The sequence below is a fragment of the Pseudomonas sp. MNR3A genome (assembly GCF_009650575.1).
GTDB classification, from domain to species: Bacteria; Pseudomonadota; Gammaproteobacteria; order Pseudomonadales; family Pseudomonadaceae; genus Aquipseudomonas; species Aquipseudomonas machongensis.
Map to the genome: position 1 here is coordinate 1 of NZ_VZZS01000045.1, position 16,974 is coordinate 16,974.

19 protein-coding genes are annotated in these 16,974 nt (G+C 65.3%); 11 read left to right on the top strand and 8 right to left on the bottom strand.

Going from position 1 to position 16,974, the window contains the following annotated elements:
• Nucleotides 1–66: 66 nt before the first annotated feature.
• Nucleotides 67–978 carry a LysR family transcriptional regulator gene (locus tag F6X62_RS24920; RefSeq protein ID WP_153775005.1) on the bottom strand — a complete coding sequence of 304 codons (912 nt, stop codon included), beginning with the start codon at nucleotides 976–978 and terminating at the stop codon, nucleotides 67–69.
• A 121-nt stretch (nucleotides 979–1,099) separates the two neighbouring features.
• On the opposite strand from F6X62_RS24920, the gene F6X62_RS24925 reads away from it, so the two are divergent.
• The 7 genes from F6X62_RS24925 (at nucleotide 1,100) to F6X62_RS24955 (ending at nucleotide 6,915) form a co-directional block, all read left to right on the top strand.
• Nucleotides 1,100–1,798, top strand: coding sequence for a CoA transferase subunit A (locus tag F6X62_RS24925; RefSeq protein ID WP_054893208.1), 699 nt, complete (start codon nucleotides 1,100–1,102; stop codon nucleotides 1,796–1,798).
• A 34-nt stretch (nucleotides 1,799–1,832) separates the two neighbouring features.
• Nucleotides 1,833–2,489, top strand: a complete 657-nt coding sequence (locus F6X62_RS24930) for a CoA transferase subunit B (protein ID WP_054893209.1) — start codon at nucleotides 1,833–1,835, stop codon at nucleotides 2,487–2,489.
• A gap of 189 nt (nucleotides 2,490–2,678) precedes the next feature.
• Nucleotides 2,679–4,097, top strand: a complete 1,419-nt coding sequence (locus F6X62_RS24935) for a short-chain fatty acid transporter (protein WP_054893210.1) — start codon at nucleotides 2,679–2,681, stop codon at nucleotides 4,095–4,097.
• Between the two features lie 181 nt (nucleotides 4,098–4,278).
• Nucleotides 4,279–4,500 carry an MbtH family protein gene (locus F6X62_RS24940; protein ID WP_054893211.1) on the top strand — a complete coding sequence of 74 codons (222 nt, stop codon included), beginning with the start codon at nucleotides 4,279–4,281 and terminating at the stop codon, nucleotides 4,498–4,500.
• Between the two features lie 3 nt (nucleotides 4,501–4,503).
• Nucleotides 4,504–5,223, top strand: a complete 720-nt coding sequence (locus F6X62_RS24945) for a thioesterase II family protein (RefSeq protein WP_153775006.1) — start codon at nucleotides 4,504–4,506, stop codon at nucleotides 5,221–5,223.
• A 61-nt stretch (nucleotides 5,224–5,284) separates the two neighbouring features.
• Entirely contained in the window at nucleotides 5,285–5,836 is a 552-nt protein-coding gene (locus tag F6X62_RS24950) for a hydrolase (protein WP_054893213.1), read from the top strand.
• A 26-nt stretch (nucleotides 5,837–5,862) separates the two neighbouring features.
• Complete coding sequence (locus F6X62_RS24955; protein WP_153775007.1) at nucleotides 5,863–6,915, top strand: DUF1615 domain-containing protein; 1,053 nt, start codon at nucleotides 5,863–5,865, stop codon at nucleotides 6,913–6,915.
• Nucleotides 6,916–6,957: 42 nt separating this feature from the next.
• Here F6X62_RS24955 and F6X62_RS24960 read toward each other — a convergent pair whose 3' ends face one another.
• The 6 genes from F6X62_RS24960 to nikA form a co-directional block, all read right to left on the bottom strand.
• Nucleotides 6,958–8,184, bottom strand: coding sequence for an MFS transporter (locus tag F6X62_RS24960; RefSeq protein WP_063544401.1), 1,227 nt, complete (start codon nucleotides 8,182–8,184; stop codon nucleotides 6,958–6,960).
• Nucleotides 8,185–8,298: 114 nt separating this feature from the next.
• Nucleotides 8,299–9,123, bottom strand: coding sequence for a nickel import ATP-binding protein NikE (gene nikE, locus F6X62_RS24965; RefSeq protein WP_153775008.1), 825 nt, complete (start codon nucleotides 9,121–9,123; stop codon nucleotides 8,299–8,301).
• A complete protein-coding gene (gene nikD / locus F6X62_RS24970; protein ID WP_153775009.1) occupies nucleotides 9,120–9,890 on the bottom strand; it encodes a nickel import ATP-binding protein NikD in 771 nt (256 codons plus the stop codon). Before nikD ends, nikE begins: the two co-directional genes overlap by 4 nt.
• On the bottom strand, nucleotides 9,891–10,736 hold the full coding sequence (gene nikC / locus F6X62_RS24975) for a nickel ABC transporter permease subunit NikC (RefSeq protein WP_153775010.1): 846 nt from the start codon (nucleotides 10,734–10,736) through the stop codon (nucleotides 9,891–9,893).
• Nucleotides 10,733–11,674, bottom strand: a complete 942-nt coding sequence (gene nikB / locus F6X62_RS24980) for a nickel ABC transporter permease subunit NikB (protein ID WP_153775011.1) — start codon at nucleotides 11,672–11,674, stop codon at nucleotides 10,733–10,735. The genes nikC and nikB overlap by 4 nt, the downstream gene beginning before the upstream one ends.
• Nucleotide 11,675: 1 nt before the next feature.
• Nucleotides 11,676–13,193, bottom strand: coding sequence for a nickel ABC transporter substrate-binding protein (nikA, locus tag F6X62_RS24985; protein ID WP_371926330.1), 1,518 nt, complete (start codon nucleotides 13,191–13,193; stop codon nucleotides 11,676–11,678).
• A gap of 142 nt (nucleotides 13,194–13,335) precedes the next feature.
• Between nikA and nikR the strand changes: the two genes are divergently transcribed.
• The 3 genes from nikR (at nucleotide 13,336) to F6X62_RS25000 (ending at nucleotide 15,019) form a co-directional block, all read left to right on the top strand.
• A complete protein-coding gene (gene nikR, locus F6X62_RS24990; protein ID WP_063544420.1) occupies nucleotides 13,336–13,755 on the top strand; it encodes a nickel-responsive transcriptional regulator NikR in 420 nt (139 codons plus the stop codon).
• 96 nt (nucleotides 13,756–13,851) lie between these two features.
• Nucleotides 13,852–14,403 carry a GNAT family N-acetyltransferase gene (locus F6X62_RS24995; protein ID WP_153775013.1) on the top strand — a complete coding sequence of 184 codons (552 nt, stop codon included), beginning with the start codon at nucleotides 13,852–13,854 and terminating at the stop codon, nucleotides 14,401–14,403.
• A 64-nt stretch (nucleotides 14,404–14,467) separates the two neighbouring features.
• Entirely contained in the window at nucleotides 14,468–15,019 is a 552-nt protein-coding gene (locus tag F6X62_RS25000; protein WP_153775014.1) for an AAA family ATPase, read from the top strand.
• Between the two features lie 99 nt (nucleotides 15,020–15,118).
• Here the strand turns inward: F6X62_RS25000 and F6X62_RS25005 are convergent, their stop codons facing one another.
• Entirely contained in the window at nucleotides 15,119–15,853 is a 735-nt protein-coding gene (locus F6X62_RS25005) for an SDR family oxidoreductase (RefSeq protein ID WP_054893227.1), read from the bottom strand.
• A gap of 334 nt (nucleotides 15,854–16,187) precedes the next feature.
• On the opposite strand from F6X62_RS25005, the gene F6X62_RS25010 reads away from it, so the two are divergent.
• Nucleotides 16,188–16,974, top strand: a 787-nt coding sequence (locus tag F6X62_RS25010) for an AraC family transcriptional regulator (RefSeq protein WP_153775015.1), incomplete at its 3' end; no start/stop codon positions are given.

Sequence of the window (16,974 nt, forward strand, 5' to 3'; positions counted from 1 at the left end):
AGCGCCGCGCGGGCGGCGCTCGATCTCACAGGCGCTGAAAAACCTCAGGCAAGCACCTGCAAGCCCTCACGCAACCCCATGCGAACACACCTCCGGCGCACGGGTATGGGACAGCAACACATCCAGCAACGCCTGCGCCGCAGTAGACAACTTGTGGTCGCTCAGGGCGATGACCCCGATGCGCCGCTCGACAGTGGGCTCGACCAAAGGTACGCAGCGCGCCCCCAGCTCCTGCATCTGGTTGATGCACAGCGCCGGTACGGCACTGACGCCCAAACCGTTGGCGACCATGCGCCCGACCGTGGACAACTGGTGGCTTTCGAAGGCCACCGCCAGCCGGCCATGCTCGGCGGCCAGGTGCTGCTCGAGCAGCAGGCGCACCGCCGACGGGCGTTGCAGGGCGATGAAGTCCTGGGTCAACAGTTCGCGCCAGCTCACCTGGGGCTGCTGCGCCAAGGGTGAATCGCCCGGCACCACGGCGACGAAGCGGTCCAGGTACAACGGGTGAAACTGCAAGGCATCGCTGCGCTCGGGCTCGAAACCTATGCCCAGTTCGACGCGGCGGTGGCGGACCAGTTCCAGCACCTGCTCGTTGATCACGTCGTGCACGGTGACGTTGACCTTGGGGTAGCGCTGGCGAAACACCTTCAGTGACTGCGGCAGCAGGTTGCCGGCAAAGGCTGGCATCGCCGCCACCGACACCCGCCCCAGTTGCAGGGTGAAGCGCTGGCGCAGCATTTCCTCGGTATCGTCCCAGTCGGCCAGCAGGCGCCGGGCCAGCGGCAGCAGCACTTCGCCCTCGGCGGTGAGGCTGACGCTGCGTGTGGTGCGGGTGAGCAGGGCGCCGCCGAGGTTGTCCTCCAGCGCCTTGATGGTCAGGCTCAGTGCCGGTTGCGAAATGTGCAGGTGTTCGCCGGCCTGGGCGAAGCTCTGGTACTTGGCCACGGTGACGAAGGCGCGCAGTTGCTTGACGTTCATGGCGGGTCCGCAGGTTGTTTTGCAAAAGTTATCAATCGATGACGAAAACAAAATTAACAAATCAGTCGCCAGCGGTGAAGATGCCTTCCACACGCTCAAACAACTACAAAGGCGGATCAGCATGGCCGGACTGGACAAGCGCGTAGCAACCTATGAACAGGCTCTCGAAGGCCTGACCGACGACATGACGGTACTGGCCGGCGGCTTCGGCCTGTGTGGCATCCCCGAGAACCTCATCGCCGAGATCAAGCGCCGCGGGGTCAAGGGCCTGACGGTGGTCTCCAACAACTGCGGCGTCGACGGCTTCGGCCTGGGCGTGCTGCTCGAAGACCGGCAGATCCGCAAGATGGTGGCCTCCTACGTCGGCGAGAACGCCGAGTTCGAGCGCCAGTTGCTCAGCGGCGAGCTGGAAGTGGAGCTCACCCCCCAAGGCACCCTGGCCGAGAAGATGCGCGCCGGCGGTGCCGGTATCCCGGCCTTCTACACCGCCACGGGCTACGGCACCCCGGTCGCCGAAGGCAAAGAGGTGCGTGAGTTCAACGGCCGCAAGTACATCCTCGAAGAGTCCATCACCGGCGACTTCGCCATCGTCAAGGGCTGGAAGGCCGACCACTACGGCAACGTGGTGTACCGCAACACCGCCCAGAACTTCAATCCGCTGGCCGCCACCGCCGGCAAGATCACCGTGGTCGAGGTCGAGGAAATCGTCGAGCCGGGCGTGCTGCTGCCCAGCGAGATCCACACGCCGGGAATCTTCGTCGACCGGGTCATCGTCGGCACCTTCGAGAAGCGCATCGAGAAGCGCACCGTCAAGGCCTGAGCGCCGTCCACAGAACAACAAAGAGATCCTGACCATGGCACTGACCCGCGAACAGATGGCTCAACGCGTCGCCCGTGAACTGAAGGACGGCTACTACGTCAACCTCGGCATCGGCATCCCCACCCTGGTGGCCAACTACGTGCCCGCCGACATGGACGTGATGCTGCAGTCGGAGAACGGCCTGCTCGGCATGGGCGAGTTCCCTACCGAGAGCACCCTCGACCCCGACATGATCAACGCCGGCAAGCAAACCGTGACCGCCCGCCGTGGCGCGTCGATCTTCGATTCGGCGCAATCCTTCGCCATGATCCGTGGCGGCCATGTCGACCTCACCGTGCTGGGTGCCTTCGAGGTGGACGTGGAGGGCAACATCGCCTCCTGGATGATCCCCGGCAAGCTGGTCAAGGGCATGGGTGGCGCCATGGACCTGGTGGCCGGCGCCGAGAACATCATCGTCACCATGACCCACGCCTCCAAGGACGGCGAGTCCAAGCTCCTGCCGCGTTGCAGCCTGCCGCTGACGGGCGCTGGCTGCATCCGCAAGGTGCTCACCGACCTTGCCTACCTCGAGATCGAGAACGGCGCCTTCATCCTGCGCGAGACCGCGCCCGGGGTGAGCGTCCAGGAGATCGTCGAGAAAACCGCCGGCAAGCTGATCGTGCCGGACGATGTGAAAGAGATGACGTTCTGACGCTATTGCTTTACCTCCCCCCCTGTGAGGGCGGGCTAGTTGTGGGAGCGGGCTTGCCCGCGAATACGTTGGTGAATGTACCGGCGCATTCGCGGGCAAGCCCGCTCCCACGGCAAGCCCGCACCTACAGGGGTTTTGCGTTGATAAACAAGCAACATCCACCAATAAGACCAAAAAAGGAAAACACTCGTGGCCGCTGAAATCCAAGACAGCCGCTCCGCCCGCTTCGCCCTGCGCTGCTCCAACTGGGCCGAACGCTGGTTCCCCGACTCCTGGGTGTTCGCCGCCCTGGCCGTGATGCTGGTGTGCCTGGGGGCCCTGGCCATGGGCGCCAAGCCCACCGACACCGCCAAGGCCTTTGGTGACGGCTTCTGGAGCCTGATCCCGTTCACCATGCAGATGGCCTTCGTGGTCATTGGCGGCTATGTGGTCGCAAGCTCGCCGCCTGCTGCGCGCCTGATCGACCGCCTCGCGCGCCTACCCAAGAACGGCCGCTCGGCGGTGTGCTGGGTGGCGCTGATCTCGATGCTCGCCTCCTTGCTCAACTGGGGCCTGTCGCTGGTGTTCGGCGGCCTGCTGGTGCGGGCCCTGGCCCGCCGCACGGACCTGAAGATGGACTACCGCGCCGCTGGCGCTGCTGCCTACCTGGGCCTGGGTGCCGTGTGGGCGCTGGGCCTGTCGTCGTCGGCTGCGCAGTTGCAGGCCAACCCGGCCAGCCTGCCGCCGTCGATCCTGTCGATCACCGGCGTCATTCCGTTCACCGAGACCATCTTCCTCTGGCAGTCCGGGGTGATGCTGGCTGCGCTGGTGATCGTCTCGCTGGTCGTCGCCTACGCCACCGCGCCCGGACCGAACAGTGCGCGCAGCGCCCAGGACTGTGGTGTCGATCCGACCTTCACCGCCCCACCTGCGCCGCAGCGCACCCGCCCCGGTGAGTGGCTGGAGCACAGCCCGATCCTGATCCTGCTGCTGGTGGCCCTGGCGGCCGGCTGGCTGTACCAGGAGTTCGCCACCAAGCCTGCGATCACCGCCATCTCCGGGCTGAACACCTACAACCTGCTGTTCATCATGCTGGGTGCCTTGCTCCACTGGCGTCCGCGCAGCTTCCTCGACGCCGTGGCCCGTGCGGTGCCGACCACCACCGGCGTGCTGATCCAGTTCCCGCTGTACGGCTCGATCGCCGCCATCCTCACCCAGGTCAAGGGCGCCGACGCACAGACCCTGGCGCACCACATCTCGGTGTTCTTCACCCAGATCGCCACCCATGACACCTATGCCTTGCTGATGGGCGTGTATTCGGCGGTGCTGGGCTTCTTCATTCCGTCTGGCGGCGGCAAATGGATCATCGAAGCGCCCTACGTGATGCTGGTGGCCAACGACCTGCAGTACCACCTGGGCTGGGCGGTGCAGATCTACAACGCCGCCGAGGCGCTGCCGAACCTGATCAACCCCTTCTACATGCTGCCGTTGCTGGGCGTGCTGGGCCTGAAGGCGCGTGACCTGATCGGCTTCTCCTTCGTGCAACTGCTGGTGCACGTGCCCCTGGTGCTGGTGCTGCTCTGGGCGCTGGGCACCACCTTGCAGTACGTGCCACCAGTGATGCCGTAGCCGCGTCACCGCGCACTACCGCGCTGCGGGCCGCAATGGCCCGCAAGCGCTGCCCGCCGCTCGACGACCTTGCATGTCGATCCGTGAAAAAAGCGTAATTTTCCCCCGACTCCCTTCGTTTTCCTGAGAGCTGCCCTGCGTCCAGGCGGACCGGGCCATCATCACCCCAAGGAGACAGGCAATGACTTCCGTTTTCGACCGCGACGACATCGTGTTCCAGGTTGTGATCAATCACGAGGAACAGTACTCGATCTGGCCCGACTACAAGGCGATCCCCAACGGCTGGCGCGCCGCAGGCAAGAGTGGCCTGAAGAAAGACTGCCTGGCCTACATCGATGAAGTGTGGACCGACATGCGCCCCCTGAGCCTGCGCCAGAAGATGGCCGAAGCTGCGGTGCAGTAAGGCGTGACCGCACTCAACCTGCTATGCCTGCCGTACTCGGGCGCCAGTGCCATGGTCTACAGCCGCTGGCGGCGCAAGCTGCCGGCCTGGTTGCAGGTGCGCCCGGTGGAGTTGCCCGGGCGCGGCGCGCGCCTGGGCGAGCCGCTGCAAACCGACATGCAGGCACTGGCCCGGCAACTGGCCAGCGAGCAACGCCTGGCGGCGAGCACGCCCTATGCACTGCTCGGGCACAGCCTGGGCGCGCTGCTCGCCTTCGAGCTGGCCCACGAGCTGCAAGCCTTGGGTTGCAAGGCGCCGGTCGCACTGTTTGCCTGCGGCACGGCGGCACCGACCCGACGTGAGGACTACGACGGCAAGGGCTGGCGAGAAGCCAAGACCGATGCCGAGCTGATCGACGAGCTGCGCCAGTTGCAGGGCACCCCCGAGGAGGTGCTGGCCAACGAAGAGCTCATGGGCCTGACCTTGCCGATTCTGCGCGCCGATTTCCTCATGTGCGGCCGCTACGACTATCGCCAACGCGCGCCGTTGCACTGCCCGTTGCATGTTTTGGGCGGCGAGGCCGACCGCGCCAGCGAAGAGCAACTGCTGGCCTGGCGTCGCGAAAGCCTGGGCGATTTCTCGCTGGAGGTCTTCCCCGGCGGGCACTTCTTCATCCATGAACACGAAGACCGGGTGCTGAGCCTGCTGACCGCCTCTCTGGAACCTCATCGACTTTCGGCATGATTGACGTAGGCCTTTGCCTGGGGGAGGCTGGGGGCTTTCCCACAGGACAAGGGTTGTCCCCATGCTGATCGATCCCCGCCAGGCCACGCTGCTGGTCGTCGATATCCAGGAACGCCTCATCGGTGCCATGAGCGACCCCGAGGGCACCCGCGCGCGGGCCCGCGGGCTGCTGGCCGCCACCGCCGAACTCGAACTGCCCACGGTGATCTCCGAGCAGTACCCCAAGGGCCTGGGCCCGACCCTGGCCGAACTCAAGGCCGCCGCTACAGGGGCCGAGATCGTCGAGAAGCTGCACTTTTCCTGCGTGGCCGCCGAATGCCTGCCCGCCAGCTTGCTGGCGCGCGAGCAGGTGATCGTCTGTGGCATGGAAACCCACGTCTGCGTGCTGCAGACAGTGCTTGGCCTGCTGGGCCTGGGCAAGCAGGTGTTCGTGGTCGAGGACGTCTGCGACAGCCGCACCCCGGCAAACAAGGCGGCAGGCCTTGCGCGCATGCGCGATGCCGGGGCGCAGATCGTCACCCGCGAGATGGTGCTGTTCGAACTGCTGGGCAGTGCCAGCCACCCGTTGTTCCGCCATATCAGCAAGACCTACATCGTCGGTGACCCATCCTGAACCCGCGGCTGCTGGGCGCTGGGCTGATGCTGCTGGCCCTGCTGCAAGGCTGTGCCGGGCGCCGCGAGGAGGCGCCCGAAGTCGACCCTGCCCAGGTTCGTGCCCAGCTCATGCGCCTGCTGCCTGCCTCGGTCAAGGACCGCCAGGGCTGGGCCGAGGACATCCAGGTCGCGTTCACCGCCCAGGGCATCGCGCCCAGCCGCAGCAACCTGTGCGCGGTGCTGGCGGTGACCGAGCAGGAATCCACCTTCACCGCCGACCCCCAGGTGCCCAACCTGGGCCGCATCGCCCGCGAGGAAATCGACCGCCGCGCCGCGCGTCTGCACATCCCCAGGCTGCTGGTCGATGGCGCCCTGGCGACGCCTTCGGCGAACGGCCAGAGCTACCAGCAGCGCCTGCTGGCGGTACGCAGCGAGAAGCAGCTCAGCGCCCTGTTCGATGATTTCATCGCCGGCTTGCCGCTGGGCGACAAGTTGCTCGGCGGGCTCAACCCGGTGCGTACCGGCGGGCCGATGCAGGTCAGCATCGACTTTGCCGAACGCCATGCCAAGGACTATCCCTACCAGCGCCAGGGCACGATTCGCCAGGAGGTATTCAGCCGTCGCGGCGGCCTGTACTTCGGCATCGCCCACTTGTTGGGCTATCCCGCCCATTATGAGCGGCCGCTGTACCGCTTCGCCGATTTCAACGCAGGCTGGTACGCCAGCCGCAACGCCGCATTCCAGGCGGCGCTGAACAGCGTGACGGGTGCAGCGTTGGCCCTGGACGGCGACCTGATCGCACCGGGTGCGATCCTGCCAGGCACGACCGAGCGCGCGGCGCGCAGCCTTGGGGTGAAGCTGGGGCTGCGCAATCCGCAGATTCGCAGCCAGCTGGAATTGGAGAACAGCCTGGCGCTCGAGGACAGCGCCTTGTACCGCGGCGTATTTGCCCTCGCTGACGCCAAGGCGGGCAAGCCACTGCCACGTGCGGTGCTGCCGGGGATCGTGCTCAAGAGCCCGAAGATCACCCGCAAGTTGACCACGGCGTGGTTTGCGGGGAGGGTGGACGAGCGCTACCAGCGCTGCATGACGCGTTGACCGACGCAAGCTGCAGGGGCCGCAACGCAGCCCCTGCAAGGCTCAGGCAGGCTGAGCTGCCAGGCTGTTGCTGACGTTACGCCCCAGTACCAGCACGGTGACGAATCCGCAACCGACCAGCGCCGTGGCCAGGCTCAGCAGCACCGAGCTGCCCAGTTGGTCGACGATCCGCCCACCAAAGAACGAGCCCAGTGCGATGATCACCTGGAACATGGCCACGAACAGCGGCATGCCGCGTTCGACATCCTTGGGCGCGACCACGAACATCCAGATGCTGGCACAGGCCGGGAAGGCACCGAAGGCAAAGCCCCACAGCGCGATCAGCATCACCGCGCCGGTCATGCCGGTGGCGAAGTAAGGGAACAGTGCGGTGCTGATGCCGATCAGCAAGGCCACCAGCAGCAGGGTGTAGCGCACGCTGCGGTTGGCGGCGAAGCCGGCGAACAGGTTGCCGATGACGCCCGCGACGCCGTAGAGCAGCAACAGCGAGCCGATGGTTGCGCCGTCGAAGCCCGAGCTTTGCTTGAAGAACGGTGCGACATAGGTGTACGCGGCAAAGTGCGCCAGGCCAATCAGCAAGACCGCGATCAGGCCAACCCGTGCCAGCGGATTGATGAACAGCGCCGGCAGGTCACTGATGCGGATGGCCTTGTCAGGATTGAGCCGTGGCAGCAGGAAGACCTGCGCGAGCAGCACCGGCACACCCAGCAGGGCGGTCACCAGGAAGGTCATGCGCCAGCCCATCAGGCCGCTGAGCCAAGTGCCGACCGGCACGCCCAGCACCGTGGCCAGGGTGACCCCGACCATGATGATCGAAGTCGCCTGCGCCACGCCCACCCCCTTGGGCGCCAGGCGCCCGCTCAGGGCAATGGCCGTGGCCCAGAAACCACCGATGCTGATACCCAGCAGCACGCGGCCGAACAGCAGCAGGCTGAAGTCGCTGGCATAGGCCACCACCGAGTTGGCGATGATCATGATCAGCGTCAGGCCGATCAGCAGGTAGCGGCGGTCCATGGCACCGATGCCCACCGACAGCAGCGGAGCGGCGAGGGCGGCCATGATACCGGGCAGGGTGACCATCAGGCCGGCTTGCCCGGCACTGATGCCCAGGTCGCTGGCCACATCGTTGAGAACGCCTACCGGGAGGAATTCACTGGTCACCAGGGCGAAGGCGCCCACGGCGACCGAGAGAATCGCCAGCCACTGCTGTTTGACGCTCTGTTGGTTGTGTTCAAGAAGGCCATCGGGGGCCTGATTGACGCTTGGCATGGTACGGATTCCAAGTGTTGTCGCCTGGAGCAGGCGCAGGAGGCGGGAAAATAGGAGGGCGATTATAGAAGTCGGTTCCGAAAGGCCTATAGGCAGGCCGTTCGATAGTAATCATCAGTGTGATCGATGGATCGCTCGGCTGACCTGAGCGCCACGCCTTGCCGGGCGCTCGGGCAGTACGGCGGCTTGCAACTGGCGCCCCACGGGGTGTTCGAACGACAGTTCACCCTCCACAGCCCGATCTTCGACGATGCGCCCTGCGTCAAGCACCACAACCCGCTGGCAGAAGTACCGCACCAGGCTCAGGTCATGGCTGATCAGCAGAAAGGCCGTGCCGTTGTCGCGACGCAGTGCGTCGAGCCGTTGCAGCAGTTGCAGTTGCAGCACGCGATCCAGATTTGAAAGCGCCTCGTCGAGCACCACCAGCTTTGGCGAGATTGCCAGCGCCCGGGCGATGTTGGCGCGCTGTAGCTGGCCGCCGCTCAGTTGCTGTGGCAAGCGTTCGGCATGCTCGGCGTCCAGGCCCATCTGCTCCAGCAGCTCGATGGCTCGTAGGCGTTGGGCTGCCTCACTCAGATCGCTCAGGTGACGCAGGGGCTCGGCAATGCTCCAGCCGATGCTGCGCTGTGGATTGAATGCCCCCGGCGCGTCCTGGAACACCAACTGCACGGTCCGCTGGAAGGCTCGTGCCGGTTCGCCGCGCAGTTGGCTGACCGCTTGCCCGGCGAAGGTGACCTGCCCCTGGCTCGGAGTTTCGAGCCCGAGCAGCAGGCGGGCGAGGGTGCTCTTGCCACTGCCGCTGCAGCCCAGCAAACCAATGGATTCGCCCGCTTGAAGTTGCAGGTCGATATCGTCGAGCACCTGCAGCCAGCCGCGTTTGCGCAGCAAGCCGCCGGTGCGGTAGCGATGGCTCAGTTGCTGGACATGCAGCAGGCTCATGCTTGGCTCCCGCAGAGGATTCGATGGGCTTCGAGCAAGGTGCGAGCAGTGTCGCTGACAGGGCGGTCGAACAGTGCATGCACGGCTTGGCGCTCGACGATGCGGCCGGCATCCATCACCGCTACCTGATCGGCGCAGCGCGCCACCACCCCCATGTCATGGGTCACCAGCAGCACCCCGAGGCCATGCCGTCCAACCAGCTCCATCAGCACGTCGAGAAAGCGTGCCTGGCTTACCGCGTCGAGATCGCTGGTGGGCTCGTCGGCCAGCAGGAACGGAGTTTCGGCCATCAGCGCCAAGGCGATCATCATGCGCTGCAGCATGCCGCCGCTGAGCTGGAAGGCGAACGCTTGCAGCACGCGGGCGTGATCCGTCAGGCCCACGGCCGCCAGGCAGTCGGCCATGCGCTCGCGGGCGGCGGCGCCGGTGATACCGTGCTGGCGAAGGGTTTCGAGCCCGTGGCTGGCCATGCTGCTTACCGGGTTGAAGGCACTGCGCGGGTTCTGCAGCACCAGGCCGGCCAGGCGGCCACGCACCTGGGCGGCGCTCACCGGTTGGCCGTCGAGCAGCAGCTGGCCCTGGGTACGCACAAGGCCGGCAGGCAACAGGTCGAGCATGCCCAGGCAGCTAAGGGATTTGCCCGAACCACTGGCCCCGACCAGTGCGCAGACCTCGCCGCGGCGCAACTTCAGGTCGACCCCATGCACCAGCAAACCGGCGTGGGACGCTATGCGCAGGTCCTGGATTTCGAGGGTCGCTGGCATCATCTAGTGGTGCTCCCGGGTCGGGTCGAGGCGGTCGCGCAGCGCGTCGCCCAGCAGGTTGAAGGCCATCACCGAGAAGAAGATCATCAGCCCCGGCAACAGCAGCAGGTGGGGGTGGCTCCAGATGAACTCCTTGGCATCGTTGATCATCACGCCCCACTCGGCCGTAGGCGGTGCCACACCCAGGCCGAGAAACGACAGGCCCGAGACGTGCAGCATCATGTGGCCGATGTCCATGGTCGCCAGTACCAGCAGGGGGCCTGCGATGTTCGGCAGCACGTGCTGGCGCAGGCGGGTGCTGCGCGAGGCACCGGCCAGGCGCGAGGCCAGCACGTATTCACGACCACGCTGGGCAATCACCATGCCGCGCACCATGCGCGCATACCACGCCCAATGGGACAACGCGATGGCGATGATCACGTTGGTCAGGCCGGTACCGAGCAGCGTGACGAAGAAGAACGCCAGCACCAGGGTCGGAAAGGTCATGAACATGTCGCACAGGCGCATCAGCAGCAGGTCGGTGCGCCCGCCGACAAAGCCCGCGAGGCCTCCCACGGCGAGCCCGAGCGCCAGTACCAGGGCCAGGGTCAGCATCACGCTGCCCAGCGACAGGCGGGTACCGACGATCAAGCGCGACAGCAGGTCGCGGCCCAGGTGATCGGTGCCCAGCCAGTGGCTGGCATCGGGTGGCATGAGGCGCTGGCCGAGGTCGACCAGATCGGGATCGTGCGGGGTCAGCCATTGGCCGAACAGGGCCAGTACCGCCAGCAGGCCAACCAGCACCAGGCCCAGGACCAGCCCCGCATGGCCGGGCACGGCCGGCCGACGAATTGCCCAGGGCGTAGTCATGCGCGTGCGCCCTCCAGCCGGCTGCGTGGGTCGAGCCAGGCGTAGCACACGTCTACGACCAGGTTGCAGACCATCAACAGGCCGGTCAGCAGCAGGGTGAAGCACTGCATCACCGGAAAATCGCGGTTGAGCACCGCCGAGACGGCAAAGCGCCCCACGCCGGGCCAGGCGAAGATGGTCTCGATCACCAGCGCACCGCCGATCAGTTCGCCCACGTGCATGCCGGTGGCGGTGACGAACGGCAGCCAGGCGTTGCGCAGCACGTGATCGCGCCACACCCGGCGTTCGGGCAGGCCCCGGGCGCGGGCGTAGGTGACATGGCGCTGGCCGCTGGCTTCGAGCAGGCTGGCGCGCAGCAGGCGAGCATTGATCGACATCGACATCAGGGCAATGGCCAGTACTGGCATCACCAGGTGCCCGGCGCCCCCTCGACCGAGCGGCGGCAGCCAGCCCAGCGACAGCGAGAACAGTGCGATCAACAGGAACGCCAGCCAGAAATTGGGCATCGACACGCCCAGGAAGGTCACCGCCCGAACTGCATGGTCGGGCCAGCGCCCCTGCCAGCGCGCGGCCATGAGCCCCAGCGGGATCGACAGCAACAACGTGCAGGCCAGCGCCAGGCCGCCCAGTTGAAGGGTCGCAGGCAGGTAGTACAACAGGTCGTCCAGTACCGGTCGGCCGGTCAGGTAGGAGACACCGAAATCCAGGTGCAACGCCTTCCACAGCCAGCTCAGGTACTGCTCGTACAAGGGCCGATCCAGGCCCAGGGCATGGCGCACCTCGGCGATGGCTGCATCTGTGGGAGGGATGTGTGACAGGCGCAGGTAATCGAGGGCCGGGTCCGTGCTGCCCAGGTGCAGCAACGCGAACACCAGCAGCGACACACCGAGCATCACCGGGGCCAGCAATACCAGGCGCAGCAGAATGTAGCGCAGCATGTCATTGGGCCTGCTTGGGGGTCATGGCCTCGAAGGGCACATCGAACAAGGTGCTGCCGAATTCGACGTGATCGACCGAATCGCGGTGCACGCTGATGGCGGTGAGGTGGGAGATGGGCAAGTACACCGCCTGCTCGTGCAGGGTGGTCAGGATGAAGCGGTACTGCTCGGCGCGCTGTCGCTCGTCGGTGCTGGCCAGCACCTGGCCGATGCGCCGGTCCAGTTCATCCTTCATCGCAAGCCCCCGCTGGGCCATGTAGTCGGCGTGGCCGGCATAGCGCATGGAGCTGACGAACGAATGCGGATCATACGGGGCGCCCCAGGTGTCGGCGAAGATCATGTCAAAGTCACCCTCGCGCTGGCGCCGCACCAGGGCGCCTTCTTCAACTGCCCGCAACTCGACATGGATACCGACCTTGGCCAACTCGCCCTGCAGGACTTCAGCCAGGCTTTTCTGCAAGGCACTGGTGCCGAGGAACACCAGCTCGATCGACAGCGGCTCACCGCCCTTGCTGCGCACGCTGGCACCGGGAGCCAGTGTCCAGCCTGCGGACTCCAGCGCCTGCCTGGCCTGTGCAGGGTCGTATGGATAAGGTTTCAGGCCGATGTCCGAGTACGGCATGTTGCTGGCGAACAGGGTGTCAGCCCGCGGTTCCAGGCCGTAGAGGATCTTGTCGATGATCGCCTGCTTGTCCACCGCCTCGTTGATCGCCTGGCGCACCGCCAGGTCGCGCGTGGCGCCACGGCCGGTGTTCATGGCCAGCGTGCGGGTAGCCAACGGCGCCGACAGGGCAGTGGCGTAGCCCTGGTCGCGCAGGCGCACGAAGGTGGCGGCGCTGATCTCGCCGGCGGCACCCTGGATCAGCTCGATTTCACCGGCCTGCAAGGCCAAAGCGCGGCTGTTGGGGTCGGGAATGACCTTCACCATGACTTCGCCGTAGGCCGGTTGCGGCCCCCAGTAGAAAGGGTTGCGCACGAAGCGGTCGAACTCGCCCAGGCGCGACTCGACCCGCATCCAGGGCCCGGTCCCGACTGGCTGGCCAGGCTTGGCAGCGGGGGCGCCGAAGCGCATCGGGCGGACCTGGGCCAGCTCCATCAGCGTCGGGTAGTAAGGGTGCTTGAGCACCAGGCGCAAGGTCAGGTGATCGGGGGCCTCGACATGGTCGAGGGTGCTGACCAGCTCCATCCAGCGGTGGCGTTGGCTGTTGGCCAGGACCGCATCCAGGTTGGCCTTGGCGGCCGCGGCATCGAACGGCGTACCGTCGCTGAAACGCACGCCGTCGCGCAAGGTGAAGGTGTAGGTCTTGCCGTCCTCGGACACTTTCCAGCCCGTCGCCAGCCACGGCTCGACGGTGCCTGCGTGGGTGTAGCGCACCAGCGGTTCGTAGACCATGGCCTGGGCGTACATCTGATTCGGCGCGTATCCGCGTGGCTCGATGGGGCCGGCGTTGACCGGCCAGGAGTACACCAGTGTCTGACCCGGCGCCGTGGGGGCGGCGGCCTGCGCGAAGGCGCTCATCGCGAGAAGGACAATGCCCCACAGGGCAGGCTTTCGTTTGCCAGGCTGCTGCTTCACACTGCGTCCCCCACTTCGATGGAGGCCGTAGGCTAAAGAGCAGTGGGTATGATGTCTATAAAAAATCATCTTACTGGAAGTGAAAATGCAACGGATCACCATCACTCTGGATGAAGAGCTGCTCGGTCTGATCGATCGACGGGTTGAAACGCAGGGCTATCAAGGGCGTTCGGAGGCCATCCGCGACCTGCTGCGCAACGGCCTGCGCGAAGCCGAAGCCTTGCCGGAAGATGACCCCTGCGTGGCGGTGGTCAGCTATCTGTATGACCACACCACGCGTGAGCTTCCCAAGCGCCTCAACCAGACGTTGCACGCGCACCACGACCTGACCCGCTCGACGCTGCACGTGCACCTGGATGCGGGGCATTGCCTGGAGGTTTCGGTGCTTCAGGGCCCCAGTGGTCGTATCGGCGAGTTGTCGCGTCAATTGATGGTCGAGCGCGGGGTGGAGCATGGACAGGTGCAAGTGATACCGGCGCCACTGCCCCCTGCAACGACGCGATGAATGCGTCGAGCTGACTCATCCCTTCTGCGCTCGACACCGGCGGTTCAATCCCGGACCATCAAGGCCCCGGCATAACGGTACTCAGGAACGAACGCCATGGATTGCCTCGCGACGCTGTATACAGAACGCCTTGTGCTCACCCCCCTTCAACTGGAAGACGCGCCAGCGATCCAGCAGTTGTTTCCCCAGTGGGAGGTGGTCCGTTATCTCGATCGCCGTGTGCCCTGGCCCTATCCGCAAGACGGCGCGTTGGTCTACGTGCGTGACATGGCGTTACCGGCCATGGCGGCGGGCCGTGAATGGCACTGGATGATCCGCCTGCGAGGCGCAGAGCAACCCATCATCGGCAGCATCAGCCTGTACGACCAACCCGGGAACAACCGGGGTTTCTGGCTTGCGCCGCAGTGGTGGGGGCAGGGCTACATGCGCGAAGCCTGCGGGGTGGCCAACGCCTATTGGTTCGAGACATTGTCTCGCCCCGTCATGCAGGTACCCAAGGCAGTTGCCAATCACGCCTCTCGAAAAGTGTCGGAGCATGAAGGCATGCGCCTGGTGGACAGGCGCGACGGGCATTTCGTCTCCGGGCCGCTTGAGGTCGAGATATGGGAGATGACACGCCGTGATTGGCTCGCCCGCTCCTTGGGTTGACGCTGCCGGACATTTCCGTAGAATCGCGCGCCCCATTCAACATGCATGGCGAAAAGGAGCTTCGATGCAACGGATCATGATTGTCGGCCAACCCGGCTCCGGAAAGAGCACCTTGGCGCGCAAACTAGGCGAATGCACGGGGCTGCCGGTCGTGCACATCGACACCATTCACTGGCAGCCCGGTTGGGTCGAGCGAAGCCGAGACGAGAAGACACGGTTGTGCCATGAGGTCGAGGCGCGTGATCGCTGGATATTCGAAGGTGGCCATTCAACCACCTGGAGCAATCGACTGGCTCGTGCGGATCTTCTGATCTGGATCGATCGGTCGGCGTCGCTGCGATTCTGGCGGGTGCTGAGCAGAGCGCTGCGTTATCACGGGCAGTCCCGGCCGGACCTGCCGCACGACTGCCCGGAGCGGCTGGCCAACTTACCGGCGTTCTTCAAGTTCATGTGGCAGACCAGACGCTCGGCGCGAATGAAGATGGAGCAACTTGCGGCAAGCGCACCCGCGGGTTGCCGGGTGGTGTGCTTGCGCTCCAACCGGGATACCAGGGCTTTTCTCGCAAGCATGGAGCCGCGAAGGGGGCGGGTTGAGCGGTGTAGTCAGCAGCGCTGAGAAGATCAGCTCGATAGCCTGTAACAGTCGGCGGCGGACGCCTCATGAACAGCTTTCTGCATCCACCCCATCGACCCACACCCCTTCGCTCAGGCGTCCTCAATAAGGACTGGCAGTCGGCCGCACCACGAGCTCACTGACATCGACATCATCCGGCTGCTCGATGGCATAGACCAGCGCCCGTGCAATCGCATCGGCCTCTAGCGCCACGCGCCGGAACGTCCTCATGGCCTCGCGGGCAGTGTCGTCGGTGATGGTGTCGGCCAGCTCCGATTCCACCACCCCAGGGCACACCACCGTCACCCTGATCTTGTCGGTTTCCTGGCGAAGGCCATCAGAGATCGCCCGGACGGCGTACTTGGTCGCGCAATACACGGCGGCGGTGGGGGAGACCGAGAGCCCGCCGATCGACGAGATGTTGATGACCTGACCATGCCCCTGCGCTTCCATGCCCGGGAGCACCGCGGCGATGCCGTGCAGTACGCCGCGCACGTTGACGTCGAGCATCCGGTTCCATTCCTCGACCTTCAGCGAACTCAGTGGCGACAGTGGCATTACCCCGGCATTGTTGATGATCACATCGACCTTGCCATGCTGCGCCTTGGCAAATTCGACGAAGGCGTGCATGGAGTCGAGGTCGGTCACGTCCAGTGCGCGGGCACTTGCCGAGCCGCCTTCGGCGCGGATTTCACTCACCAGCTGTTGCAGGCGATCGATACGGCGGGCGCCGAGTACCACGTGAGCGCCCTTGGCGGCGATCAGCCTGGCGGCGGCTTCACCGATGCCGCTGCTGGCGCCGGTAATCAGCACGACTTTGTCGTTGATGTTGGACATGTGCATATCTCCTGTACAGAAAGGTTCAGGCGTCTGCAGGGAGAGCAGACGTTCCTGCTGGGTACGGAGAAAAGACTAAGGTTGAGAGGCGGTACGATGCGTGCCGAAACCTGCGCGACCTTTGCCTATTCGTGTCGGTGATCCGCACAGCCTCGTGCTGCGCGCCGGAACGGAAGGATCAGGCAACTCGACGGCAGTTTCGACCTAACGCAGGTGTTTTTCGCGGGGGACAATGGGTGCCTGGCCCTGGCGACGCCGCCAGGTAGCCCCCATGGTCTGCCGTCACACCAAGACCGTGATACAACGCCGAATTCCAACATGCGAGAGCCCTTGAATGGCGCATAACGATGCTTTTCTCCTGCAAACCACTGCCTTGTACCGTGGCGAACTCGTCCGCTTGCTGACCGAGCGCTTTACCGCTCCGGGCGTTTACGAAACCGCCATCGCGCCGCTGCATGTGATTCGAATGGATGCGCCGTCAGACATCATCCATACCGTGCACAAACCGGCGCTGTGCCTGATCGTGCAGGGGCAGAAAGAGGTGGGCCTGGGCGAGGACCGTTATCTGTACGACCCCCTCAACTACCTGGTGGTGTCGGTGACGCTACCGGTGTCTGGTCGGGTGCTGACGGCCAGCGCGCAGGCGCCTTACCTGTGCATTCGCCTGGACTTCGAGCCGACCGAGCTTGCCCAGGTGATCGCCGATGCGCCGCCCGCGGGCGTACCGGATGAGCCCGAGCGCGGGCTTTTTCTCGAGCAGATCGATGTGTCGCTGCTGGAAACCATGTTGCGCCTGGTGCGGTTGCTGGAGTCGCCACGGGATATCGGCATGCTCGCGCCATTGGCACTGCGCGAACTGCACTACCGCTTGCTGCGAGGCGTGCATGGGCGTCGGCTGTACGAGCTGGCCATGGGCGACTCGCAGACCCGGCGCGTGAGCAAGGCCATCGATTGGTTGAACAACCACTACACCCAGCCGCTGCGCATCGAAGAGCTGGCGCGGATCGCGAACCTGGGGAGCTCGACCTTGCACCACCGTTTCAAGGCCGTCACCGCCATGAGCCCGTTGCAGTACCAGAAGCAATTGCGCCTGCAGGAGGCCCGGCGGCTGATGTTGGGGG